28 protein-coding genes are annotated in these 25389 nt (G+C 64.9%); 16 read left to right on the top strand and 12 right to left on the bottom strand.

The window, feature by feature from the left end:
• Positions 1 to 7: 7 nt before the first annotated feature.
• The 6 genes from C0V72_RS02500 to C0V72_RS02475 all read right to left on the bottom strand — a co-directional run bounded on the left by C0V72_RS02500 (position 8) and on the right by C0V72_RS02475 (position 5918).
• The gene (locus C0V72_RS02500) at positions 8 to 967 is read right to left on the bottom strand and encodes a calcium/sodium antiporter (RefSeq protein WP_101791635.1); all 960 of its coding nucleotides are present in this window, start codon (positions 965 to 967) and stop codon (positions 8 to 10) included.
• Positions 968 to 1104: 137 nt separating this feature from the next.
• On the bottom strand, positions 1105 to 2514 hold the full coding sequence (gene glnA / locus C0V72_RS02495; protein WP_101791634.1) for a type I glutamate--ammonia ligase: 1410 nt from the start codon (positions 2512 to 2514) through the stop codon (positions 1105 to 1107).
• 67 nt (positions 2515 to 2581) lie between these two features.
• Positions 2582 to 2920, bottom strand: coding sequence for a P-II family nitrogen regulator (locus C0V72_RS02490; RefSeq protein WP_054119870.1), 339 nt, complete (start codon positions 2918 to 2920; stop codon positions 2582 to 2584).
• Positions 2921 to 3139: 219 nt separating this feature from the next.
• Positions 3140 to 4060 (bottom strand): N-acetyl-gamma-glutamyl-phosphate reductase, encoded by a 921-nt coding sequence (argC, locus tag C0V72_RS02485; RefSeq protein WP_101791633.1) that lies wholly within the window; start codon positions 4058 to 4060, stop codon positions 3140 to 3142.
• A gap of 3 nt (positions 4061 to 4063) precedes the next feature.
• Entirely contained in the window at positions 4064 to 4426 is a 363-nt protein-coding gene (locus C0V72_RS02480; protein ID WP_101791632.1) for a hypothetical protein, read from the bottom strand.
• A gap of 109 nt (positions 4427 to 4535) precedes the next feature.
• Entirely contained in the window at positions 4536 to 5918 is a 1383-nt protein-coding gene (locus tag C0V72_RS02475; protein ID WP_101791631.1) for a leucyl aminopeptidase family protein, read from the bottom strand.
• A 66-nt stretch (positions 5919 to 5984) separates the two neighbouring features.
• On the opposite strand from C0V72_RS02475, the gene C0V72_RS02470 reads away from it, so the two are divergent.
• The 3 genes from C0V72_RS02470 to C0V72_RS02460 all read left to right on the top strand — a co-directional run bounded on the left by C0V72_RS02470 (position 5985) and on the right by C0V72_RS02460 (position 8255).
• Complete coding sequence (locus C0V72_RS02470; protein WP_101791630.1) at positions 5985 to 6920, top strand: PdaC/SigV domain-containing protein; 936 nt, start codon at positions 5985 to 5987, stop codon at positions 6918 to 6920.
• A 32-nt stretch (positions 6921 to 6952) separates the two neighbouring features.
• Positions 6953 to 7780 carry a type I methionyl aminopeptidase gene (gene map, locus C0V72_RS02465; protein ID WP_101791629.1) on the top strand — a complete coding sequence of 276 codons (828 nt, stop codon included), beginning with the start codon at positions 6953 to 6955 and terminating at the stop codon, positions 7778 to 7780.
• Positions 7781 to 7946: 166 nt separating this feature from the next.
• Positions 7947 to 8255, top strand: coding sequence for a hypothetical protein (locus C0V72_RS02460; RefSeq protein WP_101791628.1), 309 nt, complete (start codon positions 7947 to 7949; stop codon positions 8253 to 8255).
• Here the strand turns inward: C0V72_RS02460 and C0V72_RS02455 are convergent.
• From C0V72_RS02455 to ccmA, 3 genes are read right to left on the bottom strand one after another with little or no spacing between them, the layout of a single operon-like run.
• A complete protein-coding gene (locus C0V72_RS02455) occupies positions 8252 to 8914 on the bottom strand; it encodes a hypothetical protein (RefSeq protein WP_233999737.1) in 663 nt (220 codons plus the stop codon). The two genes, C0V72_RS02460 and C0V72_RS02455, sit on opposite strands and share 4 nt — an antisense overlap.
• A complete protein-coding gene (locus tag C0V72_RS02450; protein WP_101791626.1) occupies positions 8914 to 9564 on the bottom strand; it encodes a heme exporter protein CcmB in 651 nt (216 codons plus the stop codon). The genes C0V72_RS02455 and C0V72_RS02450 overlap by 1 nt, the downstream gene beginning before the upstream one ends.
• Complete coding sequence (gene ccmA / locus C0V72_RS02445; protein WP_101791625.1) at positions 9561 to 10172, bottom strand: heme ABC exporter ATP-binding protein CcmA; 612 nt, start codon at positions 10170 to 10172, stop codon at positions 9561 to 9563. Before ccmA ends, C0V72_RS02450 begins: the two co-directional genes overlap by 4 nt.
• 64 nt (positions 10173 to 10236) lie before the next feature.
• On the opposite strand from ccmA, the gene C0V72_RS02440 reads away from it, so the two are divergent.
• Both C0V72_RS02440 and C0V72_RS02435 read left to right on the top strand, forming a co-directional pair.
• Positions 10237 to 10536, top strand: a complete 300-nt coding sequence (locus tag C0V72_RS02440) for a 4a-hydroxytetrahydrobiopterin dehydratase (protein WP_101791624.1) — start codon at positions 10237 to 10239, stop codon at positions 10534 to 10536.
• Complete coding sequence (locus C0V72_RS02435) at positions 10536 to 11672, top strand: hypothetical protein (protein ID WP_101791623.1); 1137 nt, start codon at positions 10536 to 10538, stop codon at positions 11670 to 11672. Before C0V72_RS02440 ends, C0V72_RS02435 begins: the two co-directional genes overlap by 1 nt.
• Here the strand turns inward: C0V72_RS02435 and C0V72_RS02430 are convergent, their stop codons facing one another.
• From C0V72_RS02430 to C0V72_RS02420, 3 genes are all read right to left on the bottom strand, one after another.
• Positions 11673 to 12479: an SDR family oxidoreductase gene (locus C0V72_RS02430; RefSeq protein ID WP_101791622.1), complete on the bottom strand. Its 807-nt coding sequence runs from the start codon at positions 12477 to 12479 to the stop codon at positions 11673 to 11675. It lies immediately after the preceding gene.
• 233 nt (positions 12480 to 12712) lie between these two features.
• Positions 12713 to 13660 (bottom strand): hypothetical protein, encoded by a 948-nt coding sequence (locus C0V72_RS02425; protein ID WP_101791621.1) that lies wholly within the window; start codon positions 13658 to 13660, stop codon positions 12713 to 12715.
• Between the two features lie 113 nt (positions 13661 to 13773).
• Positions 13774 to 14391 (bottom strand): DNA-3-methyladenine glycosylase family protein, encoded by a 618-nt coding sequence (locus tag C0V72_RS02420; RefSeq protein ID WP_101791702.1) that lies wholly within the window; start codon positions 14389 to 14391, stop codon positions 13774 to 13776.
• A gap of 106 nt (positions 14392 to 14497) precedes the next feature.
• Between C0V72_RS02420 and C0V72_RS02415 the strand changes: the two genes are divergently transcribed.
• The 11 genes from C0V72_RS02415 (at position 14498) to mraY (ending at position 25378) form a co-directional block, all read left to right on the top strand.
• On the top strand, positions 14498 to 14815 hold the full coding sequence (locus C0V72_RS02415; protein WP_101791620.1) for a 2Fe-2S iron-sulfur cluster-binding protein: 318 nt from the start codon (positions 14498 to 14500) through the stop codon (positions 14813 to 14815).
• Between the two features lie 91 nt (positions 14816 to 14906).
• Positions 14907 to 15962 (top strand): cysteine synthase A, encoded by a 1056-nt coding sequence (locus C0V72_RS02410; protein WP_101791701.1) that lies wholly within the window; start codon positions 14907 to 14909, stop codon positions 15960 to 15962.
• Positions 15959 to 16396 carry a hypothetical protein gene (locus C0V72_RS02405; RefSeq protein WP_101791619.1) on the top strand — a complete coding sequence of 146 codons (438 nt, stop codon included), beginning with the start codon at positions 15959 to 15961 and terminating at the stop codon, positions 16394 to 16396. Before C0V72_RS02410 ends, C0V72_RS02405 begins: the two co-directional genes overlap by 4 nt.
• Positions 16380 to 17168 carry a DUF4350 domain-containing protein gene (locus C0V72_RS02400; RefSeq protein ID WP_101791618.1) on the top strand — a complete coding sequence of 263 codons (789 nt, stop codon included), beginning with the start codon at positions 16380 to 16382 and terminating at the stop codon, positions 17166 to 17168. Before C0V72_RS02405 ends, C0V72_RS02400 begins: the two co-directional genes overlap by 17 nt.
• 377 nt (positions 17169 to 17545) lie before the next feature.
• A complete protein-coding gene (locus C0V72_RS02395; protein ID WP_101791617.1) occupies positions 17546 to 18043 on the top strand; it encodes a division/cell wall cluster transcriptional repressor MraZ in 498 nt (165 codons plus the stop codon).
• The gene (gene rsmH / locus C0V72_RS02390) at positions 18040 to 18984 is read left to right on the top strand and encodes a 16S rRNA (cytosine(1402)-N(4))-methyltransferase RsmH (RefSeq protein WP_101791616.1); all 945 of its coding nucleotides are present in this window, start codon (positions 18040 to 18042) and stop codon (positions 18982 to 18984) included. Before C0V72_RS02395 ends, rsmH begins: the two co-directional genes overlap by 4 nt.
• A complete protein-coding gene (locus C0V72_RS02385; protein ID WP_101791615.1) occupies positions 18981 to 19544 on the top strand; it encodes a hypothetical protein in 564 nt (187 codons plus the stop codon). The genes rsmH and C0V72_RS02385 overlap by 4 nt, the downstream gene beginning before the upstream one ends.
• Positions 19541 to 21292 carry a peptidoglycan D,D-transpeptidase FtsI family protein gene (locus C0V72_RS02380; protein WP_101791614.1) on the top strand — a complete coding sequence of 584 codons (1752 nt, stop codon included), beginning with the start codon at positions 19541 to 19543 and terminating at the stop codon, positions 21290 to 21292. The genes C0V72_RS02385 and C0V72_RS02380 overlap by 4 nt, the downstream gene beginning before the upstream one ends.
• Positions 21289 to 22785, top strand: a complete 1497-nt coding sequence (locus tag C0V72_RS02375) for a UDP-N-acetylmuramoyl-L-alanyl-D-glutamate--2,6-diaminopimelate ligase (RefSeq protein ID WP_101791613.1) — start codon at positions 21289 to 21291, stop codon at positions 22783 to 22785. Before C0V72_RS02380 ends, C0V72_RS02375 begins: the two co-directional genes overlap by 4 nt.
• Positions 22782 to 24275 carry a UDP-N-acetylmuramoyl-tripeptide--D-alanyl-D-alanine ligase gene (locus C0V72_RS02370; RefSeq protein WP_101791612.1) on the top strand — a complete coding sequence of 498 codons (1494 nt, stop codon included), beginning with the start codon at positions 22782 to 22784 and terminating at the stop codon, positions 24273 to 24275. The genes C0V72_RS02375 and C0V72_RS02370 overlap by 4 nt, the downstream gene beginning before the upstream one ends.
• 32 nt (positions 24276 to 24307) lie before the next feature.
• On the top strand, positions 24308 to 25378 hold the full coding sequence (gene mraY / locus C0V72_RS02365) for a phospho-N-acetylmuramoyl-pentapeptide-transferase (protein ID WP_101791611.1): 1071 nt from the start codon (positions 24308 to 24310) through the stop codon (positions 25376 to 25378).
• Positions 25379 to 25389 lie beyond the last annotated feature (11 nt).

The raw sequence follows: 25389 nt of genomic DNA, 5'->3' as shown, positions 1-25389 counted from the left end.
ATGCGCGTCAACGCAGCGCAAGCAGGGCGGTATAGCCGATATACAGCGCCACCAGCAGCGCGCCCTCGATCCGGGACAGCTTCCATCCGCTGCGCAGCTGGACGATCAGGAGCGCTGTGACGCCAAGCATGACCCAAATGTCGAAACCGGCGATTTCTGCGGGCACGGCAATCGGCTTTATCACAGCCGTCAGACCCAGAATTCCGAAAATATTGTAGATGTTTGAGCCAACAATGTTGCCCAAGGCCACATCCTCATGCTTGCGCAGGACTGCGACGATGCAGGCAATCAATTCGGGCAGGGATGTGCCGACGGCAACAACCGTCAGGCCGATAACACTTTCCGATACGCCTGCCGTACTGGCAATCACAGTGGCGCCATCGACCAGCCAGCCTGCGCCGAAAATGGCTGCGACAAGCCCTGCAACAATCATCGCGCCAAGGATGATCGGGCCGGTAGAGGGCGGCACGGGACGGTCTTCAGCCTCGGCTTCATGACGATGGCACTCGTCGTCATCCGCGGCACTTTCGGATTTGTAGGCGTACCAGACGTAGCCGCCGAGGCAGATCAGCAACCCGAGCCCCATCAACCGGTCGATAAAGCCGAAAACCACCACCCCTGTCGCCAAAAGCGTCGCACCGCCCAGCGCAATCGAATCGCGCCGAAAGGATTTCGGATTGACGCTAAGTGGCAGAATGACCGCTGACAGCCCGAGAATAAACAGGATGTTGGCAATGTTCGATCCCACCACATTGCCGATCGCGATCCCTGGCGATCCTGCCAGCGCGGCTTGCACACTCGTGGCCAGTTCGGGGGTTGAAGTGCCAAAGCCAACAATGGTGAGGCCCGCCAGCAACGGCGATATGCCGAGCCGTGCCGCCATGCCGACCGCGCCCCGCACCAAAAGCTCACCGCCCAGCGCGAGCAGGACCAAACCGCCAAGCACCAGCAGGATTGATTGCGTCATAACTGTCCTTGAGATCCCACTTATCCCTGCGACTTAGCGCGCGCGGCGGGCCAAGGGAAGATTGGTATCCATGCAAAAGGGCCGCCCGGTTCGCCGGACGGCCCTTGCGATTGTTCCTAAGGGTAGGGACGATCAGATCACATGCTGTAATACATGTCGAATTCAACCGGGCAGGGGGTGGTTTCGGTGCGGATCACCTCTTCCCACTTCAGTTCTGCGTAGGATTCGATCTGGTCCTTGGTGAACACGTCGCCCTTCAGCAGGAACTCGTGATCGGCGGCCAGACTGTCGAGCGCTTCACGCAAACTGCCGCACACAGTCGGCACTTCGGCGAGTTCGGCCGGGGGCAGATCGTAGAGGTTCTTGTCCATCGCCTCACCCGGATGGATCTTGTTCTCGATCCCGTCGAGACCCGCCATTAGCAGCGCCGAATAGCACAGGTAGGGGTTGGCCATCGCGTCGGGGAAACGGAATTCCACGCGCTTGGCCTTGTCGCCCGTCCCGTACGGAATGCGGCACGAGGCCGAACGGTTGCGCGCCGAATAGGCCAGCAGCACCGGTGCTTCGAAGCCCGGCACCAGCCGCTTGTAGCTGTTGGTGGTCGGGTTGGTGAAGGCGTTCAGCGCCTTGGCGTGCTTGATCACGCCGCCGATGAAGTACAGGCACATTTCCGACAGACCGGCATATTCATTGCCGGCAAACATCGGCTTGCCATCCTTCCAGATCGAGATGTGCGTGTGCATCCCGCTGCCGTTGTCGGCCTTGATCGGCTTGGGCATGAAGGTCGCGGTCTTGCCATAGGCATGGGCAACCTGGTGCACGACATACTTGTAAATCTGCATCCGGTCAGCGGTCTGCACCAGCGTGCCGAAGGTCAGGCCCAGCTCGTGCTGGGCGGCGGCGACTTCGTGGTGGTGCTTGTCGCACGGCAGGCCCATTTCGAGCATGGTCGAGACCATCTCGGCGCGAATGTCCACGGCGCTGTCGACCGGCGCGACGGGGAAGTACCCGCCCTTGGCGCGCGGGCGGTGGCCCATGTTGCCCTGCTCGTATTCCTTGCTGGTGTTGCCCGGCAGTTCGATGTCGTCGATCGCGAAGCCCGATCCGGCGTAGCCATCTTCAAAGCGCACGTCGTCGAACATGAAGAACTCGGCTTCCGGGCCGACATAGACCGTGTCGCCGATACCGGTCGACTTGAGATAGGCCTCGGCGCGCTTGGCCGTGGTGCGCGGATCGCGGCTGTACCAGTCGCCGGTCGAAGGCTCGACGATGTCGCAATTGATGACCAGCATCGGGGTCGCGCTGAAGGGATCGACCCAGGTTTCGGTCAGATCGGGCTTCAGGATCATGTCGGATTCGTTGATCGCCTTCCAGCCCGCGATCGACGATCCGTCGAACATCAGGCCGTCTTCCAGCTCGTCTTCACCCATGACACTGGCGACCATGGTGAGGTGCTGCCACTTGCCCTTGGGGTCGGTGAAGCGCAGATCGACCCACTCGATTTCCTCGTCCTTGATCTTCTTCAGGACGTCTTTTGCTATCGACATTTGTGTAGTGCCTCCGAGGTAAGTCTGGGTTGGCCCGCCGGTATGGCTGGGCAGGAGAGGGTGAAAATCAGATCGCGTCGTCGTTGGTTTCGCCGGTGCGGATGCGCAGCGCGCTTTCGATCGCGGTGACGAAGATCTTGCCATCGCCGATCCGCCCCGTCTGCGCAGCCGCGGCGATCGCTTCGACCACGCGTTCGGCCTGATCGTCGGCGACGACCACTTCGAGCTTCACCTTGGGCAGGAAGTCGACGACATATTCGGCGCCGCGATAAAGCTCGGTATGGCCCTTCTGGCGGCCGAAACCCTTGGCTTCCGTCACGGTGATGCCGGACACGCCGATTTCGTGCAGCGCTTCCTTCACCTCATCGAGTTTGAAGGGTTTGATGATCGCTTCGATCTTTTTCACGTCGTCCCCATCCGCGCCTGGCCGTTTGCTGACCGATTCATAACAAGAACCGTGCCAAGCTGTGTTGGTGGCGGCTTTGAACAATCCTTGCCGCTTGAAGACTCAAGGGTAGGGATGTCTTTCGCCTTGGCCCTGCCGGTAGCAAGATTATGGTGCGCTGCGCAATGGTGCACAGCATCTGATCGGGGGTTGCCTAAATTTTAAGCAATCGCCGCGCGATTATAAGCGAAGGCCCGTAGTTTCGGGCAGGCCGCACATGATGTTGAGGTTCTGGATCGCGGCGCCTGATGCGCCTTTGCCAAGGTTGTCGAGGTGGGCGACAAGGCGGGCCTGACTGTCATCGGGTGAACCGAAGACGAACAGTTCCATGCCATCCCAAGGCTCGGCAGATTTGCGAAGCAGCAGTTCGCTTGCTGGCTCGCTGTTGACCTTTACGACCCGGCTGTTTGCATAGGTTGCGGTCAGCTCGTCACGAAGCGTCTGGCTGCCTTCGCCGCCGATCACGTCCAGCGAAAGCGGCACATCAACAATCATGCCGCGATGGGCCGGGATCACCGCTGGCGAGAATACCGGCGCGTGCTTCAACCCGGCGTAGCGCTGCATTTCGGCAAGATGCTTGTGCCCGAGCGACAATCCATAGGCGCGAAAGGCGATGTCGGGTTCGGTGTCGAACCGGTCGATCAGCGCGTTTCCACCGCCTGAAAATCCGCTCACGGCGTTGACGGTGTAAGCCCAGTTTTCAGGCAACCGCCCCGCGCGAACCAAGGGGGCGACCAGCGCGAGGAACCCGGTAGGGTAGCACCCTGGGTTGCTGACGAAACGGGCATTGGCGATGGCGTCATGCCCGATCAGTTCGGGAAAGCCATAAGTCCAGCCGTCCGCCACGCGGTGCGCGGATGAGGCGTCGATGATCCGGGTGTCCGATCCTTCCGCCAGCTTCACCGCCTCCTTCGCCGCTTCGTCCGGCAGGCACAGGATGGCGATGTCGGCCGCGTGGATCGCGTCGCGGCGGGCGGTTTCATCCTTGCGCTCGGCATCGCCCAGCACGATCAGGTCGAATTCCTCACGCCCTTGCAACCGCTCGCGGATTTCAAGGCCGGTGGTGCCTGCTGCACCGTCGATGAAGAGGCGGATTGTCATGGACTAGACGGTTTCAGGAGCAAGTTCGCTCGCCCGGCACCAGCCGCTTGGCCCTTGCGGACCCGGGCAGCCCCACACCCATTCCCCTGCCACATCCAGCAGTTCAAACCGGCTGGCCGCGCCAAGCGTCGCAAACACTTCGGCATCGCCGCGCGGATTGAGCCTGAGGCCCGCGCCGGACGCACCGACGCTGCGGACGTGCGGGATGACATAATGCGCCGCAAGGTGCGTTCCCGCCAGTGCCATGTGCGCCAGATCACCTCGCAGGGGCAGCGTGCCGGGCGCGGGCTTTTCCACCGGACCTTTAAGGCCCAGCACGCCATGCGGCACTGCGTAGTCGGTATTCTCGCGCGCCGCGCCGTTCATGTGCGTTCCGTCAGCCCTTGTCGCTCGCGCCGGTCGCATCCCGGCAGCGGTGTGCGCGAGCCGTTAGCGGCAAGCGGCCCGCGGAGCAAGCTTGCGCGCCCCATGGGCGTCATGCGTAGCGGCCACGGATGGCGTGCCACGATGCCCGCAGCCCAAGTCCTCGCCCGCCGCGGGCACGGCCCGGCTTGGGCGCGGGGCTCCAGGCGAAGGTGTCGTAATGCACCCAGTCGATCCCCTCTCCCACGAAGCGGTCGAGGAACAGGCCCGCCACGCTCGCTCCGGCAAAGGGGTTGGCGGCCGAGTTCGCCATATCGGCCACATCCGAGACGAGGTATTCGCGGTAGGCTTCGTGCAGCGGCAGGCGCCAGCCGGTATCGTCATGGGCCTTGCCGGCCGCAAGAAAAGCCTCTGCTGTTTCGTCCCGGCGGGCAAACAAGGCGGGAAGGTCCGGGCCGAGCGCGACGCGCGCTGCCCCGGTCAGCGTGGCGAAGTCGACGATCAGATCAGGATTTTCTTCCGATGCACGGGTCAGGGCATCGCCAAGGATCAGGCGGCCTTCGGCATCGGTGTTGTCGATTTCGACGGTAAGCCCTTTCCGGCTCGCCAGCACGTCGCCGGGCCGGAATGCCCCGCCTGAAATCGCATTTTCGACGGCCGGAACCAGCAGATGCAGCCGCACCTTCAGCCGGGCACCCATGATCAGGCCTGCCAGCGCGATGGCATGGGCCGCGCCCCCCATGTCCTTTTTCATCAGCCGCATGCCTGATCCCGGCTTGATGTTGAGGCCGCCGGAATCAAAGCACACCCCTTTGCCGACCACCGCCAGAACCGGGTGCGCCGGATCGCCCCAGACCAGGTGCATCAACCGCGGCGCATGGTGCCGCGCGGCGGCCCTGCCGACGGCATGGACCATCGGATAGCCCTGTTCCAACGCATCGCCGCGCACCACCGTCAGTTCGGCCTTGTGCGCCTTGGCGAGCCTTTCGCATTCAGCTTCCAGCGCGGCTGGCCCCATGTCTTCGGGCGGCGCATTGACCATGTCGCGCACCAGACATTCCGCTTGCGCCTCAGCAGTATAGCCATCGATCTGGCCGACCTGGGCGGTCAGCAACACCCGCGGGCCGTGTGCCTTGTCCTCGCTTTTGTAGCGGCTGAAGCGATATTGGCCGGTGATCCAGCCGAACATCGCCGGGCCCGCTTCCGCATTGGCGACCCGGTAAACGCCTTCGGGCAATTCGTCCGCGAGTTTCGCGAGGCACCAGCTCGACAGGCTGTCCGGATTGGCCACCCCGCTGACCACGAACCACGAATCCCCGTCCGGGATAATCGCATATTGATACCCGCCGCCTTCAAACTTTTGCGCAGCAAGGCTGGCGCGCTGGCCCGCTGTCAGCCCCTTGGCAAAGGCTTCAAGGCTGTCCTTGTTCACCAGATGAATGGCAATCGCATCCTCGCCGCGGTCGGGCCGGATCAGGGCTTTGGGTTCGTTCATCCCTGTTCCATAATCGCCCCGGCAGCGATGTCACCAGCAGATTCGGATCCGGGGAGGGACAGGGTTATGGCAAGCGCGATGTTTCACGTGAAACAGCTGGCAAGGCCGGGCAAGCGGGGGTTTTTGCGGTGGCTGGACGGGTCTGGTATCTTGCACGGTTTGGCGCGGACCGGCCTGAAACGGGCAGGCGCGGGGTTGGGATTGATGCTGGGCGCGGCGCTGGCGGGATGTTCCGCTCCGGCCGACAGCAACGCTGCTGTGGGGGTTGCGCAGGCCGCCGTACCGCCCGCGCCGCCTGCTCCTCCGGCGGCGGCTGCTACGCCCGGCGCGGTGGTCTTCACCGACAATGATCAAGCTGGCGAGGCCAAGCGCGCGTTTTCTTACATCTGGCCCGCTGCCGTCTCTGCCGTGCCTGCGCTGACGGGGCGGTTCTCCGCCGAGCGGGACGGGCTGCTCGCCGGGCAGAAAGCCGATTGGGCGGAAGCCTTGCGCGAATTTGCTGGCAGCGACTGCGCTGGCTGCGTGATGCGTGATTTCCAGAAGGAATGGGCCGTGGTCGCCGATCTGCCGCGCTTCTTGTCCCTTTCCGCAAGCTTTTATGAATACACCGGCGGCGCACACGGAAACGGCGCGCACGACGCGCTGGTGTGGGACCGCGAGGCCGAGGCGGCGCTTGATCCCAAAGCCATGTTCACAACGCCCGCAGCCTTGCAGGATGCGCTGGGCGCGGCGTGGTGCAAGGCGCTCAAGGCACAGCGGCAGGAGCGGCTGGGCGATGGTTACAGCGACGACGGGTTCTTCCAATGCCCGGCGATTGCCGATCTGACCGTGCTGGTGGGTTCCTCGGACAAGCGATCCTTCAACCGCATCGGCCTGCTGGCGGCCCCCTATGTTGCAGGCTCTTACGCGGAAGGAACCTACGAAGTGACGCTGCCGGTCACACCTGCGGTGCTGGCGGCGGTCAAACCTGCTTACCGGGCGGCTTTCACGACCGCGAAGTAGCTTTTTGCGTCCGGTGTCGCTATGTAGGCGCCATGCACGATTATCAACTCGTTGACGGCGATCAGACCGTCTACCGCGATGGCTCCATCAAGCTCCACACGCCTGAGGGGTTCGAGGGGATGCGCAAGGCCGGCAAGCTTGCCGCCGAGATCCTTGACGCCTGCGCCGAACTGGTGCGCCCGGGCGTCACCACCGGCAGCATTGATGATGCGGTCCGGGGTATGATGCTGGATGCCGGCGCGGTCCCGGCGACGCTTGGCTATCGCGGCTATGCGCATTCCAGCTGCATCTCGATCAATCATGTGATTTGTCACGGGATTCCGGGCGACAAGGTGCTGAAGGATGGCGACATCCTCAACATCGACGTGACCCCGCTGGTGGACGGCTGGCATGGTGACACCAGCCGCATGTTCTATGCAGGCGAACCGCCCTTGAAGGCGAAGAAGCTGGTCGAGGTGACCTACGAATGCCTGATGCTCGGCATTGCGGCAGCCCAGCCCGGCGCGCGGCTGGGCGACATTGGCGCGGCGATTGAAGCGCACGCCAACAGCTTCCGTTACGGCGTGGTGCGCGAGTTCTGCGGGCATGGCCTCGGCCGTCTGTTCCACGACGCGCCCGAAGTGGTCCATGCGGCCAAGGCGGGCACGGGGCCGGAGCTGAAGCCGGGGATGTTCTTCACCATCGAACCGATGATCAATCTCGGCAAGCCCTGGGCCAAGGTGCTGGGCGATGGCTGGACGGCGGTGACACGGGACAAATCGCTGAGCGCGCAGTTCGAGCACTCGATCGCGATCACCGAGACGGGCAACGAGATCTTCACCAAGAGCCCGACGGGGCGGGATTGCCCGCCTTATTTTTAGATTTTTCGCACGCCCTTCCGGGCGCGCGATCCTCGCTAGACGGGCAGCAAGCTGCCCCCGCTGCGGGCGGGCGTTCGCCTCTGCGGCCCTACGGGCGATTTTGTCTCCTTCGTCATCCCGGACTTGATCCGGGATCCAGCTTCCTTTTGATCGAGAGGCATTGCCAGTGCGCGACCTGATCGAGGGGGCGAGCCGCGAGTCCCTCGTGGAATTCGTTCTGGCCGTGATCCACGGTTGCACGATCATGGCGCGCGAACCCGATTGGAACGACGATCAACGGGCGGTGATCAACAACCGCATCCACTACCTCGTCGGTCATGCACTTGCGCTCGTGCGGGCGCGTGAGATTGACGCCTGGACAATTGATGGAATTGCGGAGCACTCCGGGAAGCTATCCCCTTCGCTTTTGCAGCAGCCGTTGGCACTTCTGAAGAAGCGGGGCCCCGGCTCAAGGCCGGGGAGACGGAGGAGTTAGAGAAACAACACCGCCAGCACCGCGCTCATCACCGCCACCAGCCCCACCGAAAAGCCCAGCATCGCCAGCACCGGCTTGGTCACGCGCCCGTGCAGCACCCAATCATAGCCCGCCGACACCAGCACGGTGATCGGCACCTGCACCGCAATCGCGACCGGATCGGGCAGGCCTAGCACCTGCACCACGCGGGCGTAGGCGGGGGTCATCAGCGCCAGTGTCGCGATCAGCATGGCCTGCCGGTGCGCGGCGAAATCGCGGCGGCGGGCGAAGTGCAGCGCGGCGAAATAAAGGGGGATGAAGGTCGCGAACGCGGCCAAGTTTACCACGGTCACTTCCGGGCGGCCCAGTTCCAGCCCGATCCGCCAGGAAATCACCCCGCCGCTCACCAGCATTGCACCGACCAGCGCAATCGAGGCGCGGCCTGTTGCCTTGTGCGCGCCCAGCTTGAAGCGCGCGGCAAGGAAGCTCTGGCTTGCCAGCAAGGTCAGCCAGGCGATCATGGAGCCTGCATGAAACACGACAATCGGCGTATAGCGCGCCTGCACTTGCGGGTGCGCAACTGCCTTCAGCGCAAAGGCGAACAGCGTGAAGCCCAACAGCCCCAGCGCGATCTTGCCCATCAATTCGTTCGCCCGAACGTGGCTTTCTGGCGCTCTCACTAGTTCTCCCTTGCCGCCCGGATCGCGGCTCCGGCAGCAAACGGAGCGAGTGCCGCCAGCGCGAGGCTTATGGCTGCAACGAAGCCGAGGCTGATGTGATCCTGACGGGCGAGCGCGCCCGCGCCAAAAATCAGGATGGGCAAGGCAAGGGGAATCAGCAGCAAGCCCGAAAGCGCCGCGCCGGCACGCAAGGACGCCGTCAGCGCGGCGATCATCAGGCCGATGGCGGCAAGGCCCGGCGTGCCGGCGATCAGGCCCAGAACAAGGATCTGGAACGTCTCCCCCTCGATCTTGAGCAGGGCTGCGGCGGGGAAAGTCGCCAGCACCAGCGGCGGGCCGAAGCTGAGCCAATGGGCCACGAGGCGCACCGCCATCATCGCCTCTTCCGCCATCCCGCGCAGCTTCAGCTGGTCGAAGAAGCCCAGCTCGATGTCGCGCGCCACCAGCTTTTCCAGCGGCAGGATCGCCGCCAGCAGCGCCGCGATCCACACCACCCCGCCGCCTGTCCTGGCCAGCAGATTGACATCCGGCCCCACCGCAAAGGGAAACAGCATGGCTACCGCAACGAAGAACACGACGGGAAGGGCGGCCCCGCTTCCGGTGAACGGGAAGAACTGCGCCAGATCGCGGCGGAGCAGCGCGGCAATCATGCCTCGTGCTCCTGCTGCGCGGGGGCGAAGTCCTCGATGGCAAAGCTCGTCATTCCCGGCACATCAAGCGGCTGGTGCGAGGCGATGAGCGCGATGCCTTGCTGCGCGCAATGTTCGCGCACCAATTCGCTGACCAAGCCTTGCGACGCGGTGTCGAGGCCGGAGAGCGGCTCGTCCAGCAGCCAGATCGGCGCGGCCTGTCCCAGCACGCGGGCGAGGGCAGCGCGCTTTTTCTGGCCGGTCGAAAGATAGCGCACCGGAACCTCGGCCAGCGCCTCCAGCCTGAGCCGTGCCATGATGGTGTCGGCTTTGCCTGCCCCGTCCAGCCCGAACCAGAAGGCGAGCGCGCGGCCCAGCGGCAGGTCAGGGTCAAGCCCGCTGCGTTCATCCAGCAGCGCCAATGCGCCTGTCCGCCGAACTTCTCCGGCGTAAGGCGTCGTCAGGCCGGCCGCCGCGCGGATCAGCGTTGTCTTGCCTGCGCCGTTCGCGCCGGTCACATGGCACGCCGCGCCGGGCGCAAGGGCAAACGACAGCCGCCGGAACAACAGCCGGTCCCCCCGGCGGCAGGCCAGATCATGCGCGGACAAGGATGGGGGATTGGCGGGCATGGGACGCTGCGTTAGGGAAAAGGGGGCAAGCAAACAAGCGACCCCGTTGCAAGGAAACTCCCCAATGCCCGTCCCAGAACTCGATACCGCCGAAATCGCCCAATTGCTCGCCCAGCATCCCGCGTGGAGCCTGGCGCGCGATGGCAAGGCGATGACGCGCACGTTCCAGTTCAAGGATTTTTCGCAAGCCTGGGGCTTCATGAGCCGCGTGGCGCTGCTGGCCGAAGCGCAGGATCATCATCCCGAATGGTTCAATGTCTATGCCAAGGTGGAAGTGACGCTGACCACCCATGATGCGGGGCAAAGCGGCGGCTTGTCCCAGCGCGATGTGGTGCTGGCGGGCGCGATCGACGCGCTGGCGTGATGCGGAGCATCGCCGCGCTCGCCATGCTTGGCCTGATCGCCGCGCCCGCCGCGGCTGAGGAAACCGCGCAGGCAAGCCGTATCTGGCGCGGAATGCTGGGCGATACCGCGATCACAGCGTGTTTCTTTGACGAAGATGCTCGCGCCGGGATCTATTACATCGATGCCGCGCTTGCACCGATCGGGCTGGACCCCGCGGGCGATGCTGGCCCTAACGTCAGCCGCGAACGGGGCGGCAGTGATGAAGGGGGCGAGGCAATCTGGATATTCGCGCCGGACGCCGATGATCGCATTCAAGGTGAATGGCAGCGGGGCGACCAGACGCTTGGCTTCGGCCTTACCGCCGTGCCCGTCCCCTTGGCCGAGTACAGTTCACCCTGCGAGACAGAGGCTTTTCTTGGGCCCTTGCTGGCAGGCGGCGAAATCACCGACAAGCCGGCCCGGTTCGAAGGCACAGCCTATACCGAACGGAGCTATACCGGGCCCAAACGGGCAGGGGTGGATGATTATAATGTGGCCACTCTGGCGCTTGATCCCGTCCGCCCCGGCGATGGTGCGATTAACCGCGCGCTGGCGGCGGCGCTGCCCGATGGCACAGCCGCGCATGGCGCCGGGCAATGCGCCGGGTGGAGCATGGCCAATGGCGGCACTGGTCTGGGCTATCTGGAACAGGCCATTGTCCCGATCCTGATATCGCCGCGTTGGCTGAGCGTGCGCGATTCTGGTAGCAGCTATTGCGGCGGGGCGCACCCCAACCATTTCACCGGGTTTGCCGTCTACGACCGCGATAGCGGGGCCGAGGTTGATCCGGCCGCATGGTTCACCCCCGGCGCGCTGGCGTTTTACGATTGGGAGAGTGAACCGGGCCATCCGCGCGCCATCGCTGGCCTGTCCGATGCGCTTGGGCAGGCGCTGCTGGCCCATTGGTCTGGATCAAACGACCTTTCGGAATGCGGGACGCCTGACGCCATTGGCGGCTACAGCTGGCAGATCGGCCTGACGCGTGAAGGCCCCGTGTTCGTGCCCCAGTTGCCGCACGTCATCTTTGCCTGCACCGAAGAAGTGGTGATCCCCTGGAAGGCCGCGCGCCCGTTCCTGTCGGCCGAGGGCCGGGCGGTCATGGACAGCTTGCGCTGATTACCTGCCCAGCGGCCCCGAACTGCCGCGCAATTGCTTGCGCACCTTGCCCGGCATCCAGCGCTTTGCAAAGGCCATCCGCCGGGCCGTGGCGCCGACAAAATAGTCGAGCTTGTCACCGTGCACCGCATCCCACACGGCCTGCGCCACATCGGTCACCGGGCTGATTTCCAGCCCGGCGCTGCGCACCCGGTCGCGGATCTGTTCGTTCGATTTGCGGTTGCCGGTGCCGTTCAGCAGCGGGGTTTCGATAAAGGCGGGGCATACCGAGGCCACCGTGATCCGGTCAGCCGCCCATTCGGCATCCAAACTTTCACTGACCGCGCGCACGCCGAACTTGGTGGCGCAGTAAACGCTCATCCCGGCCGATCCCGCGATCCCCGCCGCGCTGGCGATATTGACCAGCGCCGATCCCGGCGCGCTGGCCTTCAGGTAGGGATAGACCGCCTGCGCACCGTAGAGTACCCCTTTGAGGTTGATATCGAGGCAGCGGTCGATTTCCTCCGGGTCAAGTTCGGACAATGAACCGCCCGTGCCGATCCCGGCATTGTTAACCAGCGCATCGATCCGGCCCCCGGCAGCCGCCGCAAAACCGGCCAGGGCCGTATCCCAGCCCGCCCGGTCGCGCACGTCGAGCCTGCCCGACCATTTGGCCTCACCTGTGATTTGCCCAAGGGTTTCGGCCATCCCGGCTTCGTTGATATCGGCCACCCCGACAAACCACCCGCGCGCGCCGAAATGCTGCGCGGTCGCCCGGCCGATGCCCGATCCGCCGCCGGTGATAAAGATGCTGCGTTGCTGTCCCATGTGATCCCTCTCCGATTGCTGTTTGCAACCTGTCTAGACCTTGGAAGGGCGCTTGTCAGCAGTCACAGCGCCGGGCTGGCACAGACTTGGGCGGGCAAGATGACGGCTCCCGACCTTTGGATTCATGGTTCAGCCCAAGTGGAAATGGCAGATGTCGGGACGGGCATAACGGCGACCAAATGGCCGATAATGGCTGATTTGCGGAATGGCGGTTATCGCTGCCAATCTGTAACTTACTGGCCCAGCGCGTCAGCCTGCGGTCTTGTGGTGCGCTCGGTCTCGGCTGCGGCTCGAGCGATGTCGTTGTAGACGCGGCGCGCCGAGGAGTTACGGGAAGCGTTGTACAGCTCAGCAACTAGCGCCCGATCGAATGATGTCATCTCGGCAGGCGGTTCAGCTTCGCCGAACAGAGTAAGGATAGTAGGGGCGGGAACGCCCCCCTCGTTTGAAGGTGCGGATGTCCCGATCAGTGTGCGGACGGTTGCATAATCGGCTAGTTGGGCCAACGTCAGGCCATGCGCCGCATCGCGAGAAATCAGGACCGCAGCGCCCGTTATCTCGGCGGTGATGATCGGATCGGAGCCGCTGTAAGGCTGGTCCATTTCCGGGGCAAAGTCCGTTGAGAAAACAGGCCTAAGCTTGTCGAACAAAGGGAAAGGTTGACCTCGGGCATCCCGGATGACGATCCTGTTCCAAGCACGAACCGGTCCGGTTTCAGCCAAGACGCGCTCCCGCTGGCGACCGGAAAGATGGGCAATCGACGGGGAGTCGTAGGAAAGCCAACGCTCCGGTGGGCCGGCCGCAGGGGCCATGAAGGCAACTCGGACAGTGGGCAGGCATTTGGGATTGTTGTCGGCTCCGATGCCTAGGTCTCGGGCATTGGCGCGGATGCGTTCCGCTATGGCCTCGGCATCGGGGGCATCAAGGCCGAGAACCTGAACGCACACAGGATAGAGAAACTTCGCTACCGGCTGTCGCATGCGAGGGGGACGGACGATCTGCTTGGTGAACTCGCGCAATTCTTTCCGTCGCTCGCTTTCGGTCGACGGCGGCGTCACAATGATGGTTGTGCCTGGCGCCTCGGCCGGGTCAGCGGATTGCGTGGGTTCATCTGTCGCGGGCGGCACAGCTGCCCAAGCAAGTGCGATAGTGATGGCGTTCGTCCACATGGGATGGATCATAACGCCTTAAGGATAAAGCGTAAATCGATTCGCCCTTGCGCGAAATGTCCGGTTTGGGGTCGCTTGCCGAACGGTCGCTATGGCTCCGCATAACGCCAATTCCCGACGCAGGTTCACAGCGCCGGGTTGGCGTAGAAATGCCAGGTGAAGATCGCCATGCTGCCGCGCTGCGGGGACCATGGTTCGGCCAGCCGCCGGGTGACGTTTTCGCCGGGGCGTTCTTCCAGATCGAGCAGGCGTTTGACGCCTTCCTGCACCGCCAGATCGCCCGCAGGCCAGATATCGGGGCGGCCTTCGGCGAACAGCAGGTAGATTTCCGCCGACCAGCGCCCGATCCCCTTGATCCGGGTGAGCAGCGCAATGGCTGCCTCGTCATCGGAGGGCAGGGCCGCCAGATCAAGCTCGCCTGCCGCCACCAGTTCGCACAAGGACCGGGCATAGCCCTGCTTCTGGCGCGACAGACCGCAAGCGCGCAGGGTTTCGAAGTCGCGGGAGAGCAGCGCATCGGGCGCGAAATTCTCGCCCAGTTCCGCCTCCAGCTTGCGCCAGACTGACGCGGCAGAGGCGACCGAGACCTGCTGGCCCACGATGGTGCGCAGCATGGTGGCAAAACCCGGATCGCGCAATCGCGCTTCGGGATAGCCGACCCGGGCCAGCGCGCGGCCCAGTGCCGGTTCGCGCAGCGCCAGCGCATCCAGATCATCGCGCAATTTTTCCGCTGTCAGACCCACTGCCACTTTCCTTAACTTGCCTTGCGCCAGAGAGTGCCTTAGCAGCCGCAACACACTCTTGAAGCGCACATCCTTGCGCGCAATAGCCCAAAAGGAATTCCGATCCATGCCCAGATTGGTCGTCACCAACCGCGAAGGCGAAACCAGCGAAATTACCGTCAGCGAAGGCCTGACCGTGATGGAAGCGATCCGCGATAACGGGTTTGACGAGCTGCTGGCGCTGTGCGGCGGGTGCTGTTCGTGCGCGACGTGCCATGTGCATATTGACCCGGCGTTTGCGGACAAGCTGCCGAAGATGAGCGAGGACGAGGACGATCTGCTCGAATCCAGCGATCACCGCACCGAAACCAGCCGCCTGTCGTGTCAGGTACCGCTGACCGCTGCCCTCGATGGTCTGCACGTCACAATCGCACCCGAGGACTGAGCTTCCCAGGGTCAGGTCTTGGCGCGAGGGTCGGGGACAGATTTAACGCTTCCCCGTTGCCCCGCGCTTCCCGAACGCCTAATTCATGCCGATGAACATCACCCGCCCCTTTGGCGACACGCTCGCGCTTATCGGTAATACCCCCATCGTCCGGCTGGCTGGCCCCAGCGAGGCGGCGGGCTGCGACATTTACGGCAAGTGCGAATTTGCCAACCCCGGCTCTTCGGTGAAGGACCGGGCAGCGCTGTGGATCATCCGAGATGCCGAAGCGCGCGGCGAGTTGCTGCCCGGCGGCACAGTGGTTGAAGGCACCGCCGGCAACACCGGGATCGGCGTGGCGCTGGTCGCCAACGCCAAAGGCTACAAGACGATCATCGTCATGCCCGACAACCAGTCCAAGGAAAAGATGGACACGCTGCGGGCGCTGGGCGCGGAGCTGGTGCTGGTACCGCCCACCAAGTTTGCCGATGCCGGCCACTTCGTCCACACCTCGCGCCGTCTGGCGGAAGAAACGCCGGGGGCGGTCTGGGCCAACCAGTTTGACAATATCGCCAACCGCCGCGCGCATATCGAAGGCACAGCGCCGGAAATCTGGGAACAGCTGGGCGGCCGCGTCGATGGATTTACCTGCGCGGCCGGCACCGGCGGGACGATCGCAGGCGTGGGCCTCGGCCTCAAGGCGTTCGATGAGAATATCCGCATCGCGCTGACCGATCCGCATGGCGCGGCGCTGTATAACTACTATGCCCACGGAGAATTGCGCGCCGAAGGGTCATCGGTCGCCGAAGGGATCGGGCAGGGGCGCATCACCGCCAACCTTGAAGGCGCAGCCATCGACACGCAGTATCGCATCAGCGATGAAGAAGGCCTCGTCTGGGTTGAGCGCCTACTGCAAGAAGAAGGCCTGTGCCTTGGCCTGTCGTCGGGCATCAATGTCGCAGGCGCGGTGGCGCTGGGCCGGGAACTGGTGGCTGAAGGGCGCGCCAATCCGCAGGTCGTCACCATTCTGTGCGACACCGGCTTCCGTTATCTTTCCACGCTTTACAATCCCGAGTGGCTACGCGCGAAGGGACTGCCCGTGTTCGATTGGCTGGCCCGGCCTGCCGCTGCTATGCTTGCTGCTGCTGCCCCTGCGGGTGCCGCATGAAGCGGTTGTCCTGGCGAGAGCGGTTGCTGCGGATGAACCAGCGCAGTCTGTTCGGCACCGCAAGCCGCAGCCTTGGCCGCACGGCTGCTGCCAGGGAAATGTCCGGAGAGCTGGAGGATGTCTCCACCGCCGCCATTGCCCGCGCCGAGGCGGTCCAGCGCTTGCAGGTCGGGCTGTTCGGGATCGGGGCGATGGTGCTGCTGGTCGGGCTTGCCAGCATCATCGGCGGTCAGGCTGACCGCATTGACGAACTGGCCGCGCCCGAGGCCGCGCCGACGATTGAACCCAGCGTAGCACCAGCGCAGGCCAACCCGCTGGCCGATGCGGGCGTGGTGCCAGATATTGCCGCCGAACCGAGCCCGTCCCCGTCCCCGCGCCCGCTTGATTTGCCGCCGCCGCGGCAAGGCGCACCGGTCGATGCCGCGCCGCAATAACAGCGTGTGGATTGCGGTGCTGGCAGCAGGGGCGCTGCTGGGGATCGCCGCCTGCGACGCGGTGCCGACAGCGCCGACAGCGCGTGACGCCGCCGCACCCGCCACGCGGCTTGGGGTGATGAGCAGCCTGCCGCTTTACTGGCCGCTTGATGCCGAGCTTGGCGCGCTGGCTGCCGGGCAGGGCGCCATACCGTGGCAGCGCGCGGCACTGGCGCAGCGCTATGTGATCGAACCGCTCGATACGCTGTCGCCGATTCCGGCGCTATCGCCCGGCGCGCCCGCGACTGATCCTTTGGCGGGTCTCGATCGGCTGGCGGTGATCCAGCCGCGCGGGCTTTCCCCGGCTGATAATGTCGCGCTGGATGATTGGGTGCGCGCGGGCGGACGATTGCTGATCGCGCTCGATCCGGCGCTGACCGGGGATTACGACCTGCCGCTGGGCGATCCGCGCCGGCCGGTGGATACAGCGCTGATCCCGCCGGTCGCCGCGCGCTGGGGGCTGGCCGTCAGCTTTGACGAGGCGCAGGCAGCGCAGGTCACGCTCGCACAGTTGGGTGATGCGGCGCTGCCGCTGGCGCTGGCCGGGCGGGTGGATCTGACAGGACCGCAAGCATCGGCCTGCACACTGCTGGCCAAGGGCGCGGCGGCGCGCTGCCGCGTGGGCAAGGGACAGGTCACGCTGATCGCCGATGCGGCGGTCTTTGAGCATCGCGAGCTTGCGGGCGAAAGCGGCGCAGCCCTGCTCGGCGTGCTGTCAGCCGCTCTGGAATGAGGCATTTGGGGAAATTGCGGGACAAGCGAGAATCGCTGCCGGGGAAATCACGGGAAATCGGGCAATGCGTCTGGTTTCACGCTGGGTTTATGGGCGAACTGCGCTGCGGGATGGAACCTAGGGATTGCAAGAAAATGTCGTAAAATCAGTATTCTGCCAAGTTTTCCCGTAAAATCCCCGAAAATTCCCTTTTCTCCCCGCCTCTTCCCCGATATGACCGGGGTCCATCAGGCATGTCTGTATGTCGCGCGTCCGGCTGGTGGGGTCGGCGCATCCGTGTCGCTTGTCTGCGGCCGGGACGGGGAAGGCGTGTCTTATCATCGTGCTGGGCGCTGTCAGGGGCGCGCTGCATCGGGGCTAAAGGGGATCGCAGGCACGTGTCTGCATTTGGAGGATATAATGGCCAATCATACTCGCCCGCGGGCGAGAAGGGCCGCTTTGTCCTTCCTCCCGGCTTCCGCAAGGCTGTGAAGGAAAGCTCGGGCGGTGCCCGCACCTTGTGCCTTGCCGCCCATGATCGCTTCGATTGCCTGGTCGGGTTCGGCCTGTCGCGCACCGAGAAACTGGCCGCCCAGCTTGACCGCGAAGAAGAGCGCGCGATCCGCATGAACGATACCGCCTTCGACCGCGATGTGCGTGCGGCCCAATTGTTCGGCTTTGAACAACTGCCCTTTGATGAAAGCGGCCGCTTCGTGATGCCGGAGCACCTGCGCGAATTGGGCAAGGTGGCCGATGGCCTGTATTTCCAGGCAGCGGGCGAATTTTTCTTCGTGTGGTCGCCTGAACAGCTCGCCGCGATGGGCCCGGAATGGAAGGGCGCGCAGGCCGCCTGTGCCAAGCTGATGGCCTCGGCCAAGAAGGGGGGCGCCGCATGACGCCCGCCGCGCCCCACATCCCTGTGCTGCTGGACGAGGTGGTCGCCGCGCTTGGGCCGCGCCCTGGGATGACGATTGTCGATGCGACCTTCGGCGCGGGCGGATACACCGCTGCGCTGCTGGACGCGGGCGCCGCCGTGCACGCCTTCGACCGCGATCCCGATGCGATTGCCGCCGGGCAAGCGATGGCTGCGCGCTACGATGGCCGGCTTGCGCTCCACCCGGCGCGCTTTTCCGCGATGCGCGCTGAACTGGCCGCGATCGGTATCACGAGCGTCGATGCGGTGGTGATGGATATCGGCGTCTCCTCGATGCAGCTCGATCAGGGCGACCGGGGCTTTGCGTTCATGCATGACGGACCGCTGGACATGCGCATGAGCCAGGACGGGGAAAGCGCCGCCGATTTCCTCAACACCGCCGATGAAGAAGCCATCGCCAATGTGCTGTATCTCTATGGCGAAGAACGCCAGTCGCGCCGCGTCGCCCGCGCCATCGTCGCCGCGCGTCCGCTGGTCACGACGGGAGAACTCGCCCGCGTGGTGCGCCGCGCACTGGGCCACAAGCCGCACGACAAGAAAGACCCGGCAACCCGCACCTTCCAGGCCGTGCGTGTCCATGTGAACGACGAGCTGGGCGAACTGGAAGCCGGGCTTGCCGCTGCCGAGGCGCTGCTGGGCGAGGGCGGGGTGCTGGCGGTGGTCAGCTTCCACAGCCTTGAAGACCGCATGGTCAAGCAGTTCCTGCGCGCTGGCAGCAGCGCGGGCCGGGCTGTTTCGCGCCACCTGCCGGGGGAAATCCCCGGTCCCCCGCCCACCTTTACGCAAGTGTCCAAGGCTATTCGTCCCACAGAGGTCGAAATTGCCCGCAACCCCCGCGCCCGTTCATCCACCTTGCGCCATGCGATTCGCACCGGCGCACCAGCCAGGAGCCTCGCCGCATGATGAACAGCTCTCAGGCCCGTTCGCTGGGCTGGGCCGCCGTGCTGGCGATCTGCTTTGCACTGGTGGTGGTGCTCAGCTTCAAGGTGCATGCGGTGAAAAGCGAAGTGCTGCTGGCCGAACGCCAGCTGATCGCGCTTGAGCGCGAGACGCTGCTGCTGGAAACCGAGTTCGAGACCCGTTCCAGCCAGCGCCAGCTGGCCGAATGGAACACCGTCGAATTCGGCTATGCCGCGCCGCGCGCCGGGCAGTTCCTCGATGGCGAGCGCCAACTCGCCAGCCTTGGTGAAGTGCGCGGCCCCGGCGCGCCTTCGCCGATCCGTCTGGCGCGCGCTGAAACGGCCGATGGCGAAGCCACGGCCGCCGCGCCGGAGGCTCCGATGCGTTCGCCGGTTTCGGGCGCTGCTGTCACGCTGGCGTCCGCCGGGGGCGAGAAGGATGCAGGGGCGGTGTTCACGCAGGCCTTCGGCGACTTCCTGATCGAAGCCTCCCCGATCCGGCCTGCGCGCGCCGAAGTGCTCCGTTCGCCCAAGGCTGCTGCCGCGCCGGGAACGGGCGAATGAACATGATGGCGGCGCAGTTTGCTGCCCCCCTGAGCATCAGTGCTGCCACGCCTGTCATCCCTGCCGGACGGTTGCCCAGTGTTGGCCTGCGGTCGCAATTGCTGTGGGCCGCGCGGGTGCGGGTCTTGTGGCTGGTGGGCGGGTTTGCAGCGCTGGCGCTGATTGCGCTGCTGCGGATCATCTCGCTCGGCCTGGTGGGCCAGGCGCCGACCCGCACCAGTCTGGAAGATGCGCTGCTGCCACCGCGCGGCGAGATCACCGATCGCAACGGCGCGCCGCTGGCGCGGGCGTTTCCGGCCTATGCCTTGTGGTTTGACCCCAAGGCCATGGGCGATAGCGGTGCGCCGCTGGTGCGCAGCCCGCAGGCTGTCGCCAATGATCTGAAAGCGATTTTCCCTGATATCAACGCGGCTCGCATGGCACGGCGGCTGGCGTCTGGGCAGGCCGGCTATCTGCGCCGCCGGATCCTGCCGGAAGAAGCCAACCGCGTATTTGCACTGGGCGAGATTGCCCTGGAAATCCCGCGTGAGACAGACCGCTATTACCCGCAAGGGACGCTGGCTGCGCATGTGCTGGGCTATGTCGTCGAGGACAAGGGCGGTCAGGTCGGGATGGAGCAAGTGCTGGAAGGGCGCCTAAGCCATCCTGACAAGCGCGACACCCCGGTCGCCTTGTCGATCGATGTGCGCGTGCAAGGCGCGCTTGAGGATGAACTGCGGCGCGGCATGCTCGCCACCAATGCGATTGGCGCTGCCGGACTGGTGCTGGATGTCGACACCGGCGAAGTGATGGCGCTGGCAAGCTTGCCCGAATTCGATCCCAACACCGCTGGCGCAGCCGGGGCGACCAACGTGTTCAACCGCGCCACCAATGGCGTCTTCGAACTGGGTTCGACCTTCAAGCCGCTCAGCGTGGCGGCCGCGATTGATGCCGGCGTGGTGCGCGATCTCGGCAAGGCGTGGGACGCAACCCCGGTGGAAATCGGCCGCCGCACGATCAAGGACCTGCATCCCAAGGGTGCCAGCCTGAACGTGCCGCAGGCGTTGGTCTATTCCTCGAACACTGTCACCGCCCGCGTCGCCGATGCGCTGGGGCCGGAACGCCTGCGCCAGAACATGATTGATCTGGGCATGGACCGCCGCCCCTTCATCGAACTGCCTGCCAAGGGCAAGCCGATCTGGCCGCAGGGTCCGTGGAGCCGGATCACCAACATGACCGTCAGCTATGGCCACGGCCTTGCCGTAACGCCGCTGCATCTTGCCAGCGCCTATGCGGCGATGGTCAATGGCGGGATCTGGCGCCCGGCCACCCTGATGAAGCTCGCGCCTGCCGACGTGCCGCGCGGGCGGCGGGTGTTCAAGGAATCGACCTCGTCGAAGATGCGCCAGATGCTGCGCATGATCTCGCTGTATGGCACCGGCAAAAGCGCCGATGCCCCCGGTTACCGCGTGGGCGGCAAGACGGGCTCTGCCGAAAAGGCCGGGCGCGGCGGCTATAACAAGACCTCGCTGGTGTCCTCCTTTGCCGCCGCCTTCCCGATGGATGCGCCGCGTTATGTGGTGGTGGTGGTGGTGGACGAACCCAAGGGCACGGTTGCCAGCAGCTTTCAGCGCACCGCCGCTTTCACGGCCGCGCCGGTGGTGGGCCGGCTGGTTCCGCGCATCGGCCCGATGCTCGGCGTTGCGCCCGACGACAGCCGCGATGTCGACATTTCCGATCTTCGCTATCTGGTGGACAGAGGCAAATGAGGCTGGACGAGCTGCTCTCGAAGGCCGGGATGCCGGATGCGGGTGTGGGTGCGGGCACGGCGGCGGTCACCGGCTTTGCCATTGACCATCGCAAGGTAGCCCCCGGCACGGTGTTCGGCGCGTTCCAGGGCGCGAGCGTGAACGGCGAGGATTTCATTGCCGCGGCTATTGCAGCAGGCGCAGTTGCCGTGGTCGCCCGGCCCGAGGCCGCCGTGACCGGCGCGCTCCACATTGCGGATGCCAACCCGCGCCGGGCCTTTGCGCGCCTCGCCGCCGGGTTCTTCAGCCCGGTGCCGCCTGTGCTGGTTGCTGTCACCGGCACCAATGGCAAGACCTCCTGCGCCGAGATGACCCGCCAGATCTGGCGCATGGCGGGCGAGCGCGCGGCCAGCATCGGCACGCTGGGCGTCACCACGCCGGACGGCAGTATCGCCACCGGCCTGACCACGCCCGATATCGTCACCTTCCTGGCCAACATGGCAGGCCTTGCACGCGAGGGCGTGACCCATGTGGCCTACGAAGCGTCGAGCCACGGCCTCGACCAGTATCGCAACGAGGGCTTGGTGGTCAGCGCCAGCGCCTTCACCAACTTCAGCCGCGATCATCTCGATTATCATGGCACGATGGAGGCCTATTTCGCGGCCAAGATGCGGCTGTTCACTGAAGTCGTCGCCCCCGGCAGCCCTGCGATCATCCATGATGCCGGCGATGGTTCGGAGTGGACGGCCAAGGCAATTGCGCAGGCTGAGGCGCGCGGCCTTAAGGTTCTCACTGTCGGGGAGGGCGGGCACTTCCTGCGCCTTGTCTCTCGTGAACCTGGACAATTGGGGCAGGTTCTTCACATCGAACATGACGGCGCGGCGCGAAAGGTCAGCCTGCCGCTCATCGGTGCCTATCAGGCGGCCAACGCGCTGGTTTCGGCGGGCCTCGCGCTGGCGACCGGGGTTGCGCCAGGCACGGTGTTTGACGCGCTCGCCCGGCTGCAACCCGTGCGCGGACGGTTGGAGCGGGCCGCGCTCAATCCGGCAGGCGCGCCCGCCTATGTCGATTATGCGCACACCCCCGATGCGCTGGAGGCGGCGATTGCCGCGCTGCGCCCGCATGTGGCAGAGGGCGGCAGGCTGATCGTGGTGTTCGGCGCAGGCGGAGACCGCGATGCGGGCAAGCGTCCGCAGATGGGCGCGGTTGCCGCGCGCGCCGCTGACATTGCCATCGTCACTGACGACAACCCCCGCAGCGAAGATCCCGCCGCCATCCGCGCGGCCATCATGGCAGGCGCGGGCGCCAATACCGGCGCAATCGCCAGAGAAATCGGGGGTCGCCGCGCTGCCATTGCTGCGGCAATTGGGGAAGCCGGGCCGCGCGATATTGTGCTGATCGCCGGCAAGGGCCACGAACAGGGACAAATATTCGGGTCAGGAGAAAACATGCGGATCGAAGCCTTCGATGATGTCGAAGTCGCGCGCGAATGTGCAGGAGGCCAATGCGGATGAACGCGCCTGTCGCTCACCCGATGCTGCACCATTGGTCCGTTACGCCGCGCGACGCGCTGCCGATGGCGCTGTGGACCGCAGCCGAGATTGCAGCCGCAACAGGCGGGGTCGCCAGCCATGACTTTCAGGCCTCGGGCGTCGAGATGGATTCGCGCGATGTGAAGCCGGGCGATGTCTTTGTCGCGTTGAAGGGCGAGGCGATGGACGGCCACCGGTTCTTGGACGCCGCTTTCCAGAAGGGCGCAGTGGCCGCGATCACGGACCGCCCGGTCGATTATCCCCATGTGCTGGTCGCCGACACCACCGCCGCACTCCACGCGCTCGCTCATGCCGCACGCGACCGCGCGGCAGATGCGGTGCGGATCGGTGTCACCGGATCGGTCGGCAAGACAGGGATGAAGGAAGCGATCTTCGCCTGTCTTGACCGCGCCAGCCGGGGCGCAGCGCATCGCAGCGTGCGCAGCTACAACAATCACGTTGGCGTCCCCCTCAGTCTTGCCCGGATGCCTGCGCGCGCCAAGTTCGGTGTGTTCGAGATGGGCATGAACCATCAGGGCGAAATCGCCCCGCTGGCCGCTCATGCCCGCCCGCACGTCGCGCTCATCACCACCATCGCGCCCGCGCATATCGAAAACCTCGGCAGTCTTGAGGCGATCGCGGACGAGAAATCGCAGATCTTTACCGGCCTCGTGCCCGGCGGGGTGGCGATCATTCCGGCGGATAGCGAATGGGCGGCCCGCATGATCGCCCATGCCAAGGCCTGCGGCGCACAGGTTGTCACCTTCGGCCGCGACCGGACCGCAGATGTCCGGCTGCTCGACGCGATTCCGGCGGCAGGCGGATCGGGATCATTGGTGACCGCCGATCTGGGGGACCGGCGGATCTGTTACACCATTGCCGAGCCGGGCGAGCACTGGATCGTCAATTCACTGGGCGTCATGGCGGCGGTGCGCGCTGCGGGCGGCGATCTGGCCAGCGCCGGGCTGGCCCTCGCTGAAATGGGCGGGCTGAAGGGCCGGGGCGCACGTCACACGCTTGATGTCGCCGGTGGCAGTGCGCTGCTGATCGACGAGAGCTATAACGCCAATCCCGCCTCGATGCGCGCCACGCTGGCCGCGCTGGCAGCGACGCCTGCAACCCGCCGCATTGCGGTGCTGGGTTCGATGAAGGAACTGGGCGATTTTGCCGATGGCTTCCACCGCCAGCTGGCCCAGCCGCTGACCGAAGCCGGCGTCACGCATGCCATTCTTGTGGGGCCCGAAATGCTCAGCCTCGCCGACGAGTTGGGGAAAGTCTCTGCCCTGCCGCTTGGCAAGGGACCAAGCTTCACGCATTGCGATGGGCCAGACCAGGCGATTGCGGCGCTTGGGCAGTATGGTCTCGCCCATAATGATGCGGTGCTGGTGAAGGGGTCCAATTCGGTCGGCCTTGGCAAGCTGGTGTCGCATTTTACCGATCAAGCCCGCGCAGGAACTGCAACGGCACACTGAGGCCCGCGGTGGCGGCGCCAAAGGATTATTGAATGCTGTATCTGCTTGCCGAGTGGCTTGGCTTCGAAGGCATCCTCAATCTGGTGCGCTACCAGAGCTTCCGCGCGGGCGCGACGCTGATGACGGCGCTGGTGATCGGGTTGCTGATCGGCGAGCGCTTCATCAATTTTCTGCGTGTGCGCCAGGGCAAGGGTCAGCCGATCCGGCTGGACGGCCCGCAATCGCACCTCGCCAAGCGCGGCACGCCGACCATGGGCGGTTTGCTGATCCTGACCGCGCTGACAGCGGCGATGCTGCTCTGGATGGATCTTTCCAGCCCCTTCGTGTGGGCGTGCATGGCGGTGACGATCGGCTTCGGGGTCATCGGTTTCCTTGATGATTACGACAAGGTCTCCAAAAACAGCCACGCGGGCGTGCCGGCGCGGGTGCGGCTGCTGGGTGAATTCGTGGTGGCGGGCGTCGCCAGCTGGCTGATCGTCAGCCAGATCAACACCAATCTCTACCTGCCGTTCCTGACCGGGGTGAGCATCCCGCTGGGGCCGTTCTATTACGTCTTTGCCGCCTTCGTGATTGTGGGTGCGGGCAACGCGGTGAACCTGACGGACGGGCTGGATGGCCTTGCGATCATGCCGGTGATTATTGCGGCCGGCACTTTCGCCATCATCGCCTATCTGGTGGGCCGGGCGGATTTCAGCGATTATCTGGGCATTCCGCATGTCCCGGGCGCGGGCGAGCTGGCGATTTTCTGCGCGGCGATCATGGGCGCGGGGCTGGCCTTCCTGTGGTTCAATGCGCCGCCTGCTGCGGTGTTCATGGGCGATACCGGTAGCCTTGCACTGGGCGGCGCGCTGGGCGCGATTGCCGTGGCAAGCCACCATGAGGTGGTTCTCGGCATTGTCGGCGGCTTGTTCGTGCTGGAAGCGGTCAGCGTGATTGTGCAGGTGTTCTGGTTCAAGCGCACAGGGCGCCGGGTGTTCAAGATGGCGCCGATCCACCATCACTTCGAACAACTCGGTTGGAGCGAGAGCAAGGTTGTCATCCGGTTCTGGATCATCGCCATCGTGCTCGCGCTGATCGGTCTTTCCACACTGAAACTGCGATAGGAGAGGGCAGG

The organism is Porphyrobacter sp. TH134 (assembly GCF_002855495.1).
Classification (GTDB): Bacteria; Pseudomonadota; Alphaproteobacteria; order Sphingomonadales; family Sphingomonadaceae; genus Erythrobacter.
This window is presented reverse-complemented; position numbering and strand designations above follow the sequence as displayed.